At 53.5% G+C, this 16,022-nt stretch carries 11 protein-coding genes; 2 read left to right on the top strand and 9 right to left on the bottom strand.

Features of this window, described 5'->3' with window-relative positions; genetic code table 11:
- Window positions 1-400: 400 nt before the first annotated feature.
- From DNH61_RS08380 to DNH61_RS08350, 7 genes are all read right to left on the bottom strand, one after another.
- Complete coding sequence (locus DNH61_RS08380) at window positions 401-1,675, bottom strand: IS110 family RNA-guided transposase (protein WP_111145096.1); 1,275 nt, start codon at window positions 1,673-1,675, stop codon at window positions 401-403.
- 475 nt (window positions 1,676-2,150) lie between these two features.
- Window positions 2,151-3,971 (bottom strand): solute symporter family protein, encoded by a 1,821-nt coding sequence (locus DNH61_RS08375; protein ID WP_111146210.1) that lies wholly within the window; start codon window positions 3,969-3,971, stop codon window positions 2,151-2,153.
- A 15-nt stretch (window positions 3,972-3,986) separates the two neighbouring features.
- A complete protein-coding gene (locus tag DNH61_RS08370; protein ID WP_111146209.1) occupies window positions 3,987-4,292 on the bottom strand; it encodes a DUF485 domain-containing protein in 306 nt (101 codons plus the stop codon).
- A gap of 288 nt (window positions 4,293-4,580) precedes the next feature.
- A complete protein-coding gene (locus tag DNH61_RS08365) occupies window positions 4,581-6,545 on the bottom strand; it encodes a PAS domain S-box protein (protein WP_245948046.1) in 1,965 nt (654 codons plus the stop codon).
- Between the two features lie 140 nt (window positions 6,546-6,685).
- Window positions 6,686-8,647 carry an ATP-dependent DNA helicase gene (locus DNH61_RS08360; protein ID WP_111146207.1) on the bottom strand — a complete coding sequence of 654 codons (1,962 nt, stop codon included), beginning with the start codon at window positions 8,645-8,647 and terminating at the stop codon, window positions 6,686-6,688.
- A gap of 86 nt (window positions 8,648-8,733) precedes the next feature.
- Window positions 8,734-10,809 (bottom strand): glycosyl hydrolase 115 family protein, encoded by a 2,076-nt coding sequence (locus DNH61_RS08355; protein WP_245948048.1) that lies wholly within the window; start codon window positions 10,807-10,809, stop codon window positions 8,734-8,736.
- Window positions 10,810-10,927: 118 nt separating this feature from the next.
- Window positions 10,928-12,331 (bottom strand): aminotransferase-like domain-containing protein, encoded by a 1,404-nt coding sequence (locus DNH61_RS08350; RefSeq protein WP_281272373.1) that lies wholly within the window; start codon window positions 12,329-12,331, stop codon window positions 10,928-10,930.
- 123 nt (window positions 12,332-12,454) lie between these two features.
- Between DNH61_RS08350 and DNH61_RS08345 the strand changes: the two genes are divergently transcribed.
- Window positions 12,455-13,399: a DMT family transporter gene (locus DNH61_RS08345; protein ID WP_111146206.1), complete on the top strand. Its 945-nt coding sequence runs from the start codon at window positions 12,455-12,457 to the stop codon at window positions 13,397-13,399.
- A 64-nt stretch (window positions 13,400-13,463) separates the two neighbouring features.
- Here the strand turns inward: DNH61_RS08345 and DNH61_RS08340 are convergent, their stop codons facing one another.
- On the bottom strand, window positions 13,464-14,204 hold the full coding sequence (locus DNH61_RS08340; protein WP_111146205.1) for a YheC/YheD family protein: 741 nt from the start codon (window positions 14,202-14,204) through the stop codon (window positions 13,464-13,466).
- Complete coding sequence (gene panD, locus DNH61_RS08335; RefSeq protein ID WP_111146204.1) at window positions 14,188-14,598, bottom strand: aspartate 1-decarboxylase; 411 nt, start codon at window positions 14,596-14,598, stop codon at window positions 14,188-14,190. The genes DNH61_RS08340 and panD overlap by 17 nt, the downstream gene beginning before the upstream one ends.
- A 152-nt stretch (window positions 14,599-14,750) precedes the next feature.
- On the opposite strand from panD, the gene DNH61_RS08330 reads away from it, so the two are divergent.
- A complete protein-coding gene (locus DNH61_RS08330; RefSeq protein WP_342771380.1) occupies window positions 14,751-15,980 on the top strand; it encodes a threonine synthase in 1,230 nt (409 codons plus the stop codon).
- Window positions 15,981-16,022: the final 42 nt, after the last annotated feature.

Here is a 16,022-nt window from a genome sequence, read left to right as displayed (position 1 = left end):
TCCCTCGTATTTAAGGAGTTTTCTCACGAATGCTCACTCATTCGCAGGATTTCACGTTTTGGAGTGGTTAGATGGTTGGACGTGAGGGGGGCAATTGACCCATGGATCGGTTTGCGGACATGCAGGAACAGAGGCAGCGATTTACGTGCCCTTTGAAAACGCTATCCTGCACAACCCCACATGGCCCATGGAGGTTCACCCTCCCATATCTCGACGGGTCTATGCCCTCACATTCCTTCGTTATACCTGTCCATGGCGTGGAGACCGATCTCGTTTAGATAACGGGTCTATGCCCTTCCGAAACTCATACTCGGTTCTCTTGTGCGTGTTATGCCGAAAATCCCGCGAATGAGTCAATCCTCGTAAGCGAAACTTGGAGGTTAGTAGTGGGTTGCGGTCTTTAAGCGGCTACAAGGTCTGCGCATTCACGGTAGGACTCCCCCCGTTGCGCCATACCAACGAGAATGCGTGCCAGTTTGCCGATTAGTTTGAAAAGTGAGGCTTGCTTCTTCATTCCCCTTGCCCGGTTATTCGCATGCCACTGCTTGAAGTCAGGATGCCGCTGAACCAAACTCAACATGCCCCAGTATAGATGTTTACGCAAAGTGCTGTCTCCGCGTTTGGAGACCTTGACCTGCCCCTTGAACTTGCCAGATGTTCGCTCAGCCAGATTGAGACCGGCGCGTCGCAGTATTTGCTGACCGTGAGCGTAATGACGCAAATCGCCCGTACCACTCAAAATGGCGGCCAAGGCAATGGTGCCAAGCCCTTGGATGCTCCGCAGTTGCTCTATTAAGGGGATGTCTGCCAGTAATAACTCAAGTGCCTGTTCTATGTCATCGAGCATGGCAGCCGTATGCTCATAGGCAGCAAGCAGACGGTCAATGTCATCTCTGGCTTCCTGCAGGGCTTGTCTATCTCCAATGCTGCGCGTTGCAGCCGCCAGAAGCTCTGCTGCCTTGGCTCTACCGCTGACACCGGAGGCACGCTTCATGCCTTGATCTCGCCACTGGGCGATGACAGCATCGACATCCAGCCCTTCAAGGTCGCTCGGCAAAGGGAAAGCCTTAAGTGATGCCAGTGAACGGAGAGTCGCCCAATTCGGGAAAACCTGACGGAATTCCGGAAAGTAAAGGTCAATCCAGCGAATGATGCGATTGGCAAAACAGGCAGACTGCTTTACCCAAAATTCTCTGTCACTCATAAGTGTCTTTAACCGCCTGAACACAGCTGCATGGGGTGAATATTCGGTGTAATAGCCTCTGCTGACTACATCCGCGATGACTAGGGCGTCCTTAGGGTCATTCTTGGACGGACTATTGTCCCGATTTTCCTTATTGCGATGCGTCGTGACCGGGTTAACCAGCACGACCTCAATCCCTTGCTGAAGAAGCCAGTTTGCAAGATTGAACCAGTAATGTCCTGTTGGCTCCAGTCCTACAAGCAAAGAGGTGAGACTGTGCTTCGCTTGCGCTTTCTTGATCCAATCGAGGAGCCTCTCAAAGCCTTCTAGTGAATTGGTGAAAGACAGGTGTTTCGAAGTGAGCGAACGTCCACGGAAATCCGTGATCTGCGCGGCGTGCGCATCCTTGGCGATGTCGATTCCCACAACAACATGCTGCATGGTAATTCGTTCAATACGTTGATTTGTTGCGTTTCTTACAGTAGACTTCATAGTAAGCGCCTCCTGATGGGTTATTAGGGCTTCCGATTTCCCCTACCCCCATCATACGAGGCGCCCCTTTTTTTGTCTAAGACGGAATCTTAGCGCAGACAGGAATGTTTACCTGGTGAGGCGACCCGTATGCATTGAAATAAGGTTGCTGAGTTCTGTTAGATTTGTAATATGGCATACCGGGGAAGCCTATGCCCGGGTTGCTCTATTCATGAACACCGCTCCCCCAGTGCAGTAGAAGGAGGCCATAACTTCGAAACCAAATGGGGCGGCGGCCAGTACGCAATGCACCTACCGTCCACAACAACCATGCTGCTCACCCGCTCGGGATGGTTCACGATTAGGATTTGCACCACACCGCCTCCTGTAACAAAGACGCTACACAACATGACGGGGCCGCCCCATAAGCCATAGGAATGACCCCGGGACGGCCCCTTTGAAATCAGAGCTAAAACCGTATATAGAAGCTAAAGCCCTAAGCCCTTCCCCGGCTCTCGGCCTCCTGCATAGCCAGACGCACCCGCTCGGACAAGGCGTCCGTGCCGTGGATCCGGGCCCAAATACTGTTGACATAAGGCGGCTGCCCCTGCCTGCCGAACAAGCTGACCAGCACAATAACAGCGAAGCTCAGCGGGATGATGAAGATGGACGGGAACGCAAGGCTTCCAAGCGCCGCCCCAAAGCTGCCTGCCGGGAATACGCCCGTCTCCTTCAGAATATTCAGCCCGATGAACAGAATGCTTCCCCCGCCGCCGACCAGCATACCGGCGATCGCGCCGTTGCGGGTCGTCCGCTTCCACCAGATGGAGCACAGCAGCATGGGCACGAAGGCACCTCCCGAAATGGCGAACGCCCAAGTAACCATCATGGCGATCAGCGACGGATACGCTTTATCCAGCCCGATGGCAGGGATGCCGATGCCGACCAGCAGGGAGAACAGCCCCATCACGACGACCGCAATTTTGCCGACCAGCACCTTCTTCCATTCCGGCGCCTTCGGGTTCACATAATTCTCGTAGATATCATGTCCCCAGGATGCCGCTGAAGCGATAAGCAGTCCCCCCACTGTCGAGAACATGGCCGCAAAAGCACCCGCCGCTACGTAACCCAACCCGAACTCTCCGAACAGCAGCTTGCCGAGGACCGGCATGATCTGATCGGATTTCAGCAGCAGACCGTCCACGGTCAAATCCGCTATGGCCGGATCAGAACCGGAGAGCTCGCTGACATACTTGCGTCCTCCCATGCCCGCTACCGAGCTCATAATGTAGAAGAAGCCGATGAAGCCTAGTACCCACAGTGTTGTCAGTCTTGCCGACTTGCCTGAAGGATTCGTATAATACCGGTTCATAATATGCGGAAGACCCATTGTTCCAAGCACCAGGGCGAGAACCATCGAGAATTGATTCAGCCAGTCATACCGGTGCCCGGGCTCCTGGAAAGTCATCGTCCGCTCGGGATGAAGCTTATTCGTCTGGGGAAGCACTACGTTCACCGAGGCTGCAGGATCTCCCTGCTGCACGGCGGCCTCCACCTCTGCAAAAGCTTCCGGGCTCATGACCGCCTGAGCCTGATCGTACGGCCTGCTCCCCTCTTCCCCGGCCATCAGCTTCTCCACCGTCATCGTGGCCGGATTGACGAGCGGCACCCGCTCCGAGGCATAGGAGCCGATCCCGTTAATCAGAATCAAGGCAAAGACGATGAACATAGCGGTAAACAGCACCCAGAACTGAATCATCTGGTTCAGGGTTGTTCCCTTCATCCCGCCAACCGCAACATAGAACATCATGATAATGACAACCGCCACGACACCCGTCTGATAAGGGCTCATGCCGAGGAAGCCAACGCCTACCAGAACATTCCACGTATTACCGGCTCCCACCATCTGCGGCGCGAGGTAGAAAATACAGATCAGCTGTACCATCACAACCCCGATGATGCGTGCCACATGGCTTCTTCCAAATCGGGCGAATAGAAAATCGGGGATCGTATACTCGCCAAATTTACGCAGCGGGCTGGCCAGGAACAGCACGACCGGCACAAAGGCCGCGCCAAAGCCGATCGCATACCACATGCCGTCAACACCAGAGGCATATACCGCTGCAGCCACGCCCAGGAAAGAGGCCGCGGAGAAGTAATCACCGCAGATCGCGGTTGAGTTGGTAAGCATGCCAACCTTCCGGCCGGCGAGATAGAAGTTCGCTGTACTGGAGTTAAACTTTCGTGTAACGAGCGAAATAACAATCGTGATCACGATCAAGGTCAGCACCATCATAATGGCATACGTATTAAGCATGGTTCGGTACACCTCCTACTTGAGTTTTTCGTCAAGCTGATTGGCTCTTCTCACAAACAGATAGGCGAGAACCCAGTAGAACAGGTGAAACAGCACAATTGTTGTCCAGAAATTAAGGGACAGTCCGGCCAGAAAAGGTGTACCGTACCACCATTCCGCCGTACCGCTGAGGAAAGGAATCATCAGGGTCACCAAGAAGAATACCGTCCCAAAGGAAAAGCTCAGCTTTCTCTGCTGCTTATAGGACTGATCCACCTGGCGCATTTCTTCTTCCGTTACGAATACAGAGGTTTCGTTAAGTGACATATCCTCACGTGCCATTGCCGGAACTCCTCCTTATATAACGATGTGAAATTACTGACGACCCGGGAACTCCAACATCCACCTCCCCACTTATGTAAGCGCTTAAATTTGTGTCAACATTGTGAATATACCATGAATCTCTAGTCGTTTCCAGCCTATGAGATACTCCGCAGCACTATGCTGGATTAGGTGTAAAAAGGAACATCCCGTCCACCTGCAGCAAAAACTCTGTTACGCGGCCAGGACCAAGCACAGATAAGGCATCCGGAACTACAATTCCGAATGCCTTCCTGTTCCTAAGCGCCCTTAATATTCTTGAACGTTCAGCTTTATATGCTGCTTGGCTTGTGTCCCTCTGTCTGCATACTGGTCAAAAACCTTCGAAACCGCTTCTTTGCTGACCGGCTTGCTGATGTATTCATCCATGCCAAGCTCCAGATATTTTTCCCGGTCACCCTTCATCGCATGGGCGGTTATGGCAACGATAAATGGTTTATGCTCCCACTTCGTCTCCATTCGAATTCTTTGGGCCGCCTCCAGCCCATCCAATCCCGGCATCTGGATGTCCATGAAGATGATATCGTAGGGATGCTGCTCGTAGGCATCGACAGCTTCCAGTCCATTGCAGAAGACATCGGCCTGATGGCCCAGCCGCTCGATCATCTTCCTCAAGACGATCTGGTTCACATGGTTGTCTTCCGCAATCATAATCCGGAGAGATCCGGGTACAACCCTCTGTTCCTCTGCAAGCTTAGCCTCAACCGCCGCCATTTGTTGCGTATTTGAAGAGCTGAACGGCAGGGTAAACGTGAATACCGCTCCTGTCCCGTCTTTCGAAGGCTCATACCAGATTTCCCCGCCCATAAGCTGGACCAGCCGCCTGCAGATGGCTAGTCCGAGTCCCGTGCCTTCCACCGTTCGTGACATGAAGGAATTCATTTGCGAGAACGGCTCGAACAGGTGGCTCACCTTATCCTCCGGAATCCCCACGCCCGTGTCCCTTACCGAAAAGGCAAGAATAAGCTGCCCATTGTCCTGGGACAATCGTTCAATCAACACAGATATCGTACCTCTCGGTGTAAACTTGACTGCATTGCTGAGCAGATTCATCAGAACCTGTCTGATTTTCAACATATCGCCCGTGACGACAGCAGGAACTTCTGAGTCAACCGATGTCTGGATCTCCAGGTTCTTGTCCAGTGCCTTCGGAATGAATACCTGCAGCGTGTCCGACAAAGCTTCCCTGATATTAAACGGGCTGGTGACAAGCTCTTCCTTGCCCGACTCAATTTTGGAGAAATCAAGGATATCATTAATAATGCTAAGCAGCGTCTCGCCGCTGCGCTTGATGAGCTGGGCATATTCCTTCTGCTCTGTGCTCAGGCCCGAGTCCAGAAGCAGATCGGTAATCCCGATTACTCCATTCATCGGAGTACGGATTTCATGGCTCATCATGGCAAGGAAATCACTCTTGGCACGGTTTGTTTTCTCGGCGGCTTCCTTCTCAATAATAAGCTTCTTCTGCTCCGTCATATCCTTGGCGATGAGATAGAAGCCCACATTCTCATTGTGAATAATAATCGGGGCGAGCGTGGATAACACCTCCACCTCATGGCCTGCTTTATTACGGACAAAGCTGATTTCCTTCTCGACAATGGAATAATTCAGCGGATTGAATAGAATACGGTTCATATTTTCCATCCCGATCAGCATAGAAATTTTGCCGCCAATCAGTTCCTGGATCTCATAACCGGTAACCTGCTCAGCCATACGGTTGCCGTTAATAATCCGGCCATCCAGGCCAAAAGAGATAATCATATCGTGATTATACTTCTTCAGCGAGGTATAGCGCTCAATACTTTCCTGCAGGCGTCTTTCGGCAGCCTTGTTCTTCGTCACATCAACGGCCTGCAGAATAAAATAAAGCGGCTTCCTGGGAGATTCAGCCTGCACAAGCGATACATGAAGTGAAGCGTATATCTCTTCCCCCTTCTTGTTCCGGTGCCTCTTCTCAATCTCAAATGCATGGCTTTCGCCATCCAGCAGCAGCTGCAGATAATTATCCTCATAATCTCCGTCAGGATGAATGAAATCCTTGGGAGCAACTGCATGCAGCTCGCCGGGTGTTAAGCCGAATATCCGATAAACAGCTGGATTCACGCTGATCCATTCATAATCCAGGGAAATGATAGCTATTCCGATTGGAGCATTGTTAAATACATGTTCAAACAGCGGTTGGTGTCCAAACAATTCTTCGCTCCCGATTTCCAACTTGAGCACTCCCAACATAGATGAATTATGGTCGAATACAACCAGCACATCTCTTTAACCAAATCTCTGTTTAACTAAACATTGTTCTGACGTAAAAAAAGGGGTTCTGCCGAAACTTGTCTGGCGGAAACCCTTCTGTTTCATGATAAGTCCGGCTCCCGGAATGAAACGCCTTCCGGCAGCACGGCATCGATATGCTCTCTTACCTGAGGCCTTATATGCAGTTCATTGCTGAGAACCGCAAAAATCCCCTTATCGCTGCGGGATCTAATCAATCTGCCCATGCCCTGCCTCAGCCGCAGAAGCATATAAGGCAGGTCCACCTCCTCGAACGGAGCGGCCGCTTCCTTCCGTTTCACCATGAAGACGGGGTCCTGCGGCGGATACGGCAGAGACCATACGATCACATTCGACAGCGACGGGCCCGGTACATCGAGACCTTCCCATAGACTGACCGCACACAGTACCGTCTGCTCCTCCTGCTGGAACCGGGAGATCAGGTGGCTGATTTCCGCATCGCCTTCAAAGAGAAATTCCAGCCCGCTGTAGTCAGGATGAACATTCACAGCGGACTTGAACCTGCCCAGCTCCTCGCGGCTGCTGAACAAGATCAGTGCCCTTCCTTCTGTCCGGCGCAGCAGACGGGCCGCCGCCCCCAGCTTCTCATCGAAGGAAGCCTGTTCCTTCCACACGGGGGCCAGCGCTTCCATATGCTCCACATAATCATATGGCGACGGTACCGAGAAGGAGAGGTAATCTTCAACACCGAGACTATCCGCAATGAACGAGAAGGAGCCGCCTACCGACAAGGTAGCCGATGAGAAGACGATCGGCATACGGGAGGCGAACACCCTCTCCCGCAGCATCTCCTTAACCGTCCGCGGCATGATAGACAGCGTGAGTCCGCTGCCCGTGCCGCTGCTCCAGCAAATCAGCGTGTCCGGATTGTCGAACAGTGCCAGAGCCTTCTGCATCATCTCAATATGCTCTTCAACGATTCGCAGCTGGTATTCATTCAGCGTATACATCTCGCCCTCGAACACAAGCTCCTCCTCTATTGCATCGAGCAAGCCTCTAAACCGCTTCACTTCCTGGAGCAGACGCGGATTCAGGTCGATCTGGTTGCGGTCTGATCCCGCGATCGGACGACTTTGAGCCGCCAGCACCTCAAATAGCAGATAGCTCTGGTCAATCACCTCATCAATGAGAACAGCGAGCGTCTCCCGGACCTCTCCCTCCAGCAGACGGGTGATCATACCCTCGAACACATCATGCTTCAGCTTGTAGCTCAGCGCCTTCATCGCCGCCGTTTCCACCAGATGACCCTCATCAAAGACAACAGAGCTGTGCTCAGGAAGCAGCGCAAGCTGTCCTTCGCGCTTACGGCTCTCGTAAGTCCAGACATGCTCCATATAGTAATCATGCGAGCAGACAATGATTTCGGCAGCCTTGCGGAAATAATCCCGGGACAGCGTTTGGCCGCAGCGGTGTCTTCTATCGCACACGAAACAGTCCTGAAACACATCCCAGCTGACCCTGCTCCACTGTTCATCATTTAAATCCGGGTACTGCTTGCGGTCCCCATAAGCATGGAAAGACTGCATGGGGGCGGGCTTGCGGACAAATTCCGGCAGCTCTTCGTAGATCTCCCGGAAGCGGATTCCATCCTCCTCCAGGGCAGCCGTGCCGGCATCATCCAGCTTGCGCAAACACAGGTACTGGTCAGGAGATTTGCCCAGCCGGACATCAATGTCCAAATTCAGGTGCTTCTTCAGCTTGGCAATATCGCCTTCCGGCTTCACCAGCTGCTCGATCAGCGATTCATCCGCACAGGCGATGACAGCTGGCTTGCCTGTATGCCTCGCATAGAGAAGCGCATACAGAAGGTAGACCAGTGTCTTGCCGGTACCAACGCCCGCCTCCGCAAACATCGTCTTCTTGTCCATATAGGCTCGTTCAAGCTGATACGCCATATAAATCTGCTCGTCGCGGACCTCGAAGCCCGCTTCAGGCAGCACATCGTAGAACACATCCCCAATCCATTCGCCTGCCTGTTGAATGAACGGCCGTTTCGGTTCATAGTCAAACGGATATCTCGCCACTTCTTTTATGCCTCCACATTTTACAAGTACAAGCTGCGGGTCAAACATCCATTATTACACGGGATTACCGGAAAGTCGAGCGCGGCTTAAGAGCCGGCTTGAAGTTCACCACTGTCCAGAAAATAATCTCTGAGCCTCCGGGCCAGCTCATCATCACTGAGGGGCCTGCGGTGAGTGTTCTCCAGATAAATATATTTCTCGGTCTCAGGCATCAAATACGCCTTGTACCACAGGAACATATCCGGGCTGTCGCCGTGCATCCGGAGATACCGGCGCAGCGTATCGGCATGCTCCACAGTGTTAGCTATATTGGTCAGCCAGTCCGCCCTATAGAAGTGGCGCCACCTGCCATGCTCGGCAGTCTGCAGCACGTGCAGCCCTTCGGCATAATCCCGCATAGACTGCGAAGCATGTACGAAAGCAAGCGGATAATGACCCGTCCAGCAAGCCTGATAAGCTCTGCTCAGTGCTGCGAGTCCCCGGCAGCCGGAGGCATGGAGCTCTATATGGAAGAGCAGGTGGTCATGCAGACGCCGGGATTCCTCCTGCTGGAGCCTGCCCATTATGGTACGGCAGTCTTCCGCGAGCTGCTCCCAGCTGGGCAGCGCATCCGCTGCCTTCCTTCCGAACCACGCTACCTGTGCGGGAAACGGCTGTCTTCCTGCCGCCCACACCAGTGACGGTTCAGGCTCATCTCCGCCCCGGCTGATCCACCGGCCGATGATCTGCCGCGCAGGATGATGGTAGAACTCCTCGCCGGCACGGTCATCCGGATGGGGACCATAGGCAATCGTGCTGGCAAAATACCGGCGGTACAGCGAGGTAATGTCTTCCAGCTCCCTCGTGAACAAACGTCCGGCAAACCGGGACAGCCCCTCCTCATCCTGTCCGGCCGGCGGACCATCCTGCCAGCAGCGGCTGACCAGATCCAGTGTATAGAGATGCTGACGGATATTGCCGCAGTTCAATAGCAGATATTCATCTGCCCCCGCCTGAAACGCCGCCGCCAATTCCCCCGTGATCAGTTCAGGCGATGACGGGAACAAGGTCAGGTGATTAGAAGCCTGAAGATCATGGAAGGTCACATGATAATAAAGGCCATGTTTGCCGCTGTCATCGGCTGAAGGAAGAGCTGGTATCCGCTCGTTCAGGCTTCCGTGCCGGCGTGATACCATTTTCCCGTAACCGTTGTCCGCCCATACTTTTATAATGCCCGCCGGAACCTGAATATGCCCGGCTTTATATAATTCGGCAATCTCGCCATACATGGCCATGCAGCAGACCGGTTCCGCCACCGTCTCTCTAACCATCTCATACTGGCGCTTGATGACTGAGGCGATCATGGCTCCCCGCTTCTCGGGTGTATCGAAGGAAGGATCATCCTCCCAGAAGGGCTTGTCCCCCTGACCCCTGAACGACAGAACCCAGACGATCTTGTTCTCCTGCTGCTTCTCAATTGCCTCCCGCCACAGGTTCTCGAACAGCCCGGGATGCTGCAGGTAGCTCGGCTGCTTTCCTGGATAAGCCCGCAGGAACATCTCAGCCCCGAGCGGCTCTGCGTGGTGATGGGTAATCCAGAGCCCCATCTCCGCTGCGAGCTCATGATGGACGCCATGCTTCGGCAGATCAGTTCCAGGGATCACCATATTGCCTCCGCACCGCAGCAGCGCTTCAAAGACCGGCAGCCACACCTCCCGCGTCGGCGGGTACTCTTCCTTCCATCCAATCAGGCATACCTCATCATTAACAAACCAGCCCCTGTAGCGGACTTTGGGTTTAGCAGAATGAAACGATTCCGCGGTAATGGTCACAGACTCCCTCCTGGCGGGCGGCAGATCTGCCCAGAACCAGAACGGATCCACTCCCAGACAGGCCCGGCTGTAATGAAGCATCCCGTATATCAAGCCCAGCTCATCCCGGCCGATGATCTCGAGTCTTCGTGAATCCCCTTCCCCGCTAAATTGAAAGCTGTAGGCTTCCGGCCATGCCGGACATTCCTCATCAGAGGCCGCGTAACGGATTGTAATGGTACCGGGCTCCTTGCGAAGCGGCTTGCTGCCAAAGACGTTCTCATGATCCCGCGCGATCATATCCCAAGCATGCTTAACCGCACCTGCTGCTGGTACTTGAATGTTGTAAGCGGTTTCCTTAGATAGCGTCATTTCCTTCGTCATTACAGCCATCCTCCCGTTATCCGGGAGCGGCAGCTGAGCCGCTTCCGGTTGTTGCATCAACTATATGTACACCTTTACACTTCCAGCTATGCCCGGCCAATTCCTCCTAGCTGTTCCCATTCCCTGCCTCCACCAGACGCCTTATCCCTTCTCTCAGCCTGGACTCATTGAGATAGGAGTAGCTTAACCGAATATGTGTGGAGGCCCGGTTATCGGGATCGAAGTAGCTTCCCGGGACGAAAGCTACCGAGCGTTCAAGCGCAGCGGCAAGCAGCCGGCTGACATCCTGGCCTGCAGGAAGCTGGACCCAGAGGTTCAGGCCGCCCCCGGGACTAACCCACTGCCAGTCTGTCCGGGACAGCTCCTCTTCCATCACTTCCTTGCGGATCTGCAGGGCAATCCGCAGCTTGTCGAAGTGCTGCTGCAGCCGTTCAGATTCAAAGTAATGCAGGAAGATCTTCTGATTGAGCAGCGGCGAACCATTATCCGCGAGTGACTTGGCCGTCACCAGAGTGCTCATCAGCGCCGGCGGACAGATCATCGCCGCGATCCGAAGACCCGGTGAGACATACTTGCAGAAGCTTCTGATATAGATGACAGATTCCGCCGTATCGAACGTGTAGACCGGGGGAACCGGCTTGCTGCCGAAATAGATATCGGGATACGTATCATCCTCAATAATCAGGCAGCGGTACCGATCAGCCAGCTCAACCAGTCTCTTGCGCTGACTCGCAGGCACCACGGCGCCTGTAGGGTTGTGAAAGGTTGGATTAATATAGAACAGCCTTGGCTTGTAAGTTCGCATAGCCGCTTCAACCGCGTCCATATCATAGCCCGACTCGGTAATATCAACGGTTACAATATGAGCGCCCTGTCCCCGGAATGTATCAATGGCCGCGCTGTAGCTGGGACGCTCGAGCATAACAGTGTCTCTTGGTTTAAGGAAGGACTGCGCGACCAGATGAATGGCCTGCTGTGCCCCTGTGGTGATCAACAGCTGCTCGGAAGACACGTATGTACCGCAGGTCCGGGCAAAATAACGGGCAAGCGACTCCCGCAGTTCACTGTCCCCTTCTACCGGCGCATAGGTAGACAGCACCTTCGGATACAGGTCGAACACCTTCTTCACATAAGCCGAGAAGTATTGGTTCGGCAGCAGACTGGGGTCGATCAGCGCTTGGGTCAAATGATAATCTACGACTGCCGATTGAAGGGCCGACAGAAGATTTTGTCTCGGATAAGCATTTACAAGCGGTTCATCCGCGAATTCTGACGGTGCAATGCCTGACTGGACATAATAGCCTGTCTTGTCCTTCACATAGACTTTGTTCTGCTGTTTCAGCATCTGAAAGGCCTTGAACACTGTTAACCGGTGAACCTTCATTTCAAGTGCCAGCTGCCGAATCGACGGCAGCTTCTCATGCGCTCGCCATTCCCGCCGGTCAATACGCTGCACAAGCATATCGTAGACCTGTTCAAACAGATAGGACTGGCCTTTCTCTCTAGACAGTAAACTCACCGCTTCCGCCTCCTCTACCGACCAGTGTATCACAGGAACGCCTCATCTGTTCTGTTCTTTGGCATCTGTTCTGCCGTACTCCGGTTATGATGATTTCCACGGAGGGGATTAAAGATGATTATAGTAAATTATGCAGTAATGTGTCTTATATTTGGCACAACCTTTCTGGTGATCAAGATCGGGGTTGACGCGGGAGTGGCACCGTTCTTCGCTGGCGGGCTTCGCTTCTTCACAGCGGGAGTTATCCTGTTCCTCGTCATGCGGATCAAGGAGAGAATCCCCTTTAAGCTGCTGGTCAGCCGTGACCTGCTGCTCGTGGGCATCGGGATGACATTCGGCACCTTTGGCACGCTGTACTGGGCGGAGCAGCATATCTCGTCCGGGATGGCTTCGGTTCTCTCTGCTACCGGAACCCTGATGATTATGCTGATGCAGGCCTTCATCCTGAAGCAGAAGCTGAAGCCGGCCGCTATAGCCGGCTGTATAGTAGGGATATTGGGCGTACTGCTGCTGATTCTGCCCAGCCTGTCGGTTTCCCTGAGCAGCCTGTGGCTGTTTGGTTGTCTGGTCATCATCGCAGGCGAAATCTTTTATGCCGGGGGTACGCTGTATGCACAGACGGCCAGAGAGCGGACGAGGACCTCTCCCCTGGCGGCCAATTCCGTCCAGATGATGCACGGCGGACTTCTGCTCCTCTTGCTGTCCCTGTGCACCGAAGACGTTCGGTGGACAGCCGTTGTTCAGCCCGCGTTTCTGGCTTCGGTCAGCTACCTGATCGTCGTTGGCTCCATCGTCGGACACAGCCTGTATATGTACCTGGTCAGCAAGACCAACCCGGTATTTCCGTCTACCTGGCTGTATGTCTCACCTCTTATCGCGCTGACAGCAGGTGCAGCCCTCTATCAGGAGAAGCTGACCCCGGTCTCGCTTATCGGAGCTCTAACCATTATTACGGGTACGGTACTGGTTAACCTGGAGCCGCTGCGATCGATGGTCCTCAGAAGATGGGGAACGGATAAGAGGAAGCGGAAGGTGGAGGATTTCGAGACTGCTGGTTAACGGGGTAACAGGGCTAAGCGTGAATGCGCCAGCCCTGCACCTCCAGAATCATCTGCCGGTTGTACTATCGATAGTAGCGCCGGTTGTAGAAGGACATAACTGCCCTGTACATGGACTTATCCCGCAGTTTCCGGAACAGAGACTTATCGGGTTTGAAATTCGGTTCAATAATCCATGCCTTCCCCTTGGCATCCAGACCAATATCCAGTCCAACCGTATCAATCCGGTAATATTTCTGCAGCTGCTTGGCAGATCTCAAGGAAACCCGGTCAATCTGGCTCTGCAGCTGCTTAACGGATTTTCCGGTAATGTTGGAGGAGCTTATGGCATCGGCAAGCGGGGCAACCCTTCCTTTGCTGCGCGCCACATTGGTCACAATATATCCGGGCCCTGCGATCTTCGCCAGCTTGCCTGTTACCGACCAGCCCGACTTTTTCGTTCTCTGCACCATGACACGTATATCGAAGGGTCTTCCTTTCACCTTAGCCAAGGGAATCTTGCGCTGTACAATATAGCGAAGACCTCCCGTTTTGCTTTTTATATAGGAATATAGAAGCGGTAAAGAGGAAAATGTCTTCCTGCTGCGTCCGTAATGGACTTCATAGCCCGTGCCCTTCACCGATACGGACATCACGCCGGCTCCCCCATACCCGCCGGAGGGCTTAACGATTACTTTCCCATATTGTTTAAGAAGGGATTGCAGATGAAGCTTAGAGAGAGAGCGGGTGTGCGGAAGCGATGCAGCCAAAGCGGAAGCATTTCTCATAACACGGTATTTGGTCAGTTTATCACGGCTGTAAGTCATGCCAGTTCACCGCTCCCTCATCGTTGAATAGGGGATGATCCTCGCACCGGGTAATCCGGTTATTGGCATCCACGAATACAACTCTTGGCACAAGACGCTTGACTTCCTCTTCTTCATACAGTCCCATACTCAGGATAATGACCAGGTCCCCAGGCTGAAACAGATGGGCAGGCGGCCCGTTCAGACAAATCTTACCTGTTCCTTCTCCACCCGGTATGGCATAGGTTTTCCATCGTGTTGCGTTGCGCAGGCTGGTCACCTGTACCATTTCGTAAGGGTGAATGTTGGCTTCCTTCATCAGCTTGGAATCGATCGTTATGCTGCCCACATAGTCCAGGCTCGCTTCTGTCACCGTTGCTCTATGAATTTTCCCTTTGCACATCAGTCTTTGCAATGAATCAATCCCTCTCTTTCACACAAGGTACCTACAGCAGACTATGCAGATGATGTAAAACTGACTGGGTAGAAGATGAATTTCTCACACCCCTAGCTCATAACCACACTGTATGAGGAGATGAACATAAGCTGTATGATGTTACATCCGAAATGACAGGAGGACTTCAGGTAATGAATTTTGGCTTTGTATGCCGCAGTTGCGGACAACGGCAATCTTTCCGGCCAGGGCCTAGCACATGCAGCTGCGGAGGAACCCTGCTGGTCGAATATGATCTTGAGCGCGCAGGCCGAACCCTGACCAAGGAAAGTCTTAAACACAGGGTGTCATCCATGTGGAGGTACCGGGAGCTTCTGCCTGTACAGCATGAGGACCATATTATCTCCCTTGGAGAAGGCTGGTCACCGCTGATTCGCATGCATCAAGCCGAGCGTCTGCTGCCTGTCGGGAAGCTGTGGGTCAAGAGAGAGGAACAGAATCCGACAGGCAGCTTCAAATCGCGCGGCTTCTCGGCTGCGCTTTCCATTGCCCGTGCACACGGCATTAAGAAGGTAGCGGTCAATTCCAACGGCAACGCTGCATCCGCTTTAGCAGCATATGCAGCTTATGCGGGGATGGAAGCCTATGTGTTTGTCCCCCGGGATTGTCCCGGACTTATTGTAGAAGAATGCGTACAATATGGCGCCCATACCTGTCTGGTCGATGGATTCATTCATGACGCCGGGAAGATCATCTCAGACGGGCAGCAGGTACAAGGCTGGTATAACGTCGGTACTCTGAAGGAGCCTGGCAGAGCAGAGGGCAAGAAGACGATGGGGCTCGAGCTGGCGGAGCAGCTGAACTGGAAGCTGCCGGATGTCATCATCTATCCTACGGGAGGCGGCTCCGGGGTAATCGGCATGTGGAATGCCTTTCAGCAGCTTAAGCAGCTGGGCTTCATTAACGGAGATCTGCCGCGAATGGTCAGCGTGCAGGAGGCTGGATGCCAGCCGCTTGTTGATTCCATGGCGGGCAGCGGCGAATTCAAACCACAGGTCAAGCATGTCATCTCCAGTCCTACAGGCATGCGGGTACCGAATCCTCCTGACGGGCATTTGATTCTCTCTATTCTGCAAGAGTCGGGCGGAACAGCAGTCGCGGTAACCCGGGAAGAAATCCAGCAGGCCGGGGCTGCCTATGGCAGGCTTGGAATATCCGCTTCGCCAGAAGGGGCTGCGACGCTGGCCGGTCTAACCCGGCTCCTGGATCAAAGCTGGATTCGCCCGGACGATGAGGTTGTCCTGTTTAATACGTCTCATGCAGTGAAATACCTGCCGTGGAAGCCGGCATCCAGCCTGCCCGTCGTTAAGACTTATCAGGACTGGCTGCAGGCAGTCAAGTAAGGTGGAATTTAAGGCAGCACGAAGCTCCCTTGTAGAGCATAT

This window comes from Paenibacillus sambharensis (assembly GCF_003233845.1).
Classification (GTDB): Bacteria; Bacillota; Bacilli; order Paenibacillales; family Paenibacillaceae; genus Paenibacillus_I; species Paenibacillus_I sambharensis.
The sequence above is the reverse complement of the archived record's forward strand: the minus strand, read 5'-3'. Positions and strand labels throughout refer to the sequence as shown.

Bases quoted from the DNA above. Each gene is read 5' to 3' on its own strand.
- DNH61_RS08380 (WP_111145096.1), bottom strand. From the start codon at position 1,675: ATGAAGTCTACTGTAAGAAACGCAACAAATCAACGTATTGAACGAATT.
- DNH61_RS08375 (WP_111146210.1), bottom strand. From the start codon at position 3,971: ATGCTTAATACGTATGCCATTATGATGGTGCTGACCTTGATCGTGATC.
- DNH61_RS08370 (WP_111146209.1), bottom strand. From the start codon at position 4,292: ATGGCACGTGAGGATATGTCACTTAACGAAACCTCTGTATTCGTAACG.
- DNH61_RS08355 (WP_245948048.1), bottom strand. From the start codon at position 10,809: ATGACGCTATCTAAGGAAACCGCTTACAACATTCAAGTACCAGCAGCA.
- DNH61_RS08345 (WP_111146206.1), top strand. From the start codon at position 12,455: ATGATTATAGTAAATTATGCAGTAATGTGTCTTATATTTGGCACAACC.
- DNH61_RS08340 (WP_111146205.1), bottom strand. From the start codon at position 14,204: ATGACTTACAGCCGTGATAAACTGACCAAATACCGTGTTATGAGAAAT.
- DNH61_RS08330 (WP_342771380.1), top strand. From the start codon at position 14,751: ATGACAGGAGGACTTCAGGTAATGAATTTTGGCTTTGTATGCCGCAGT.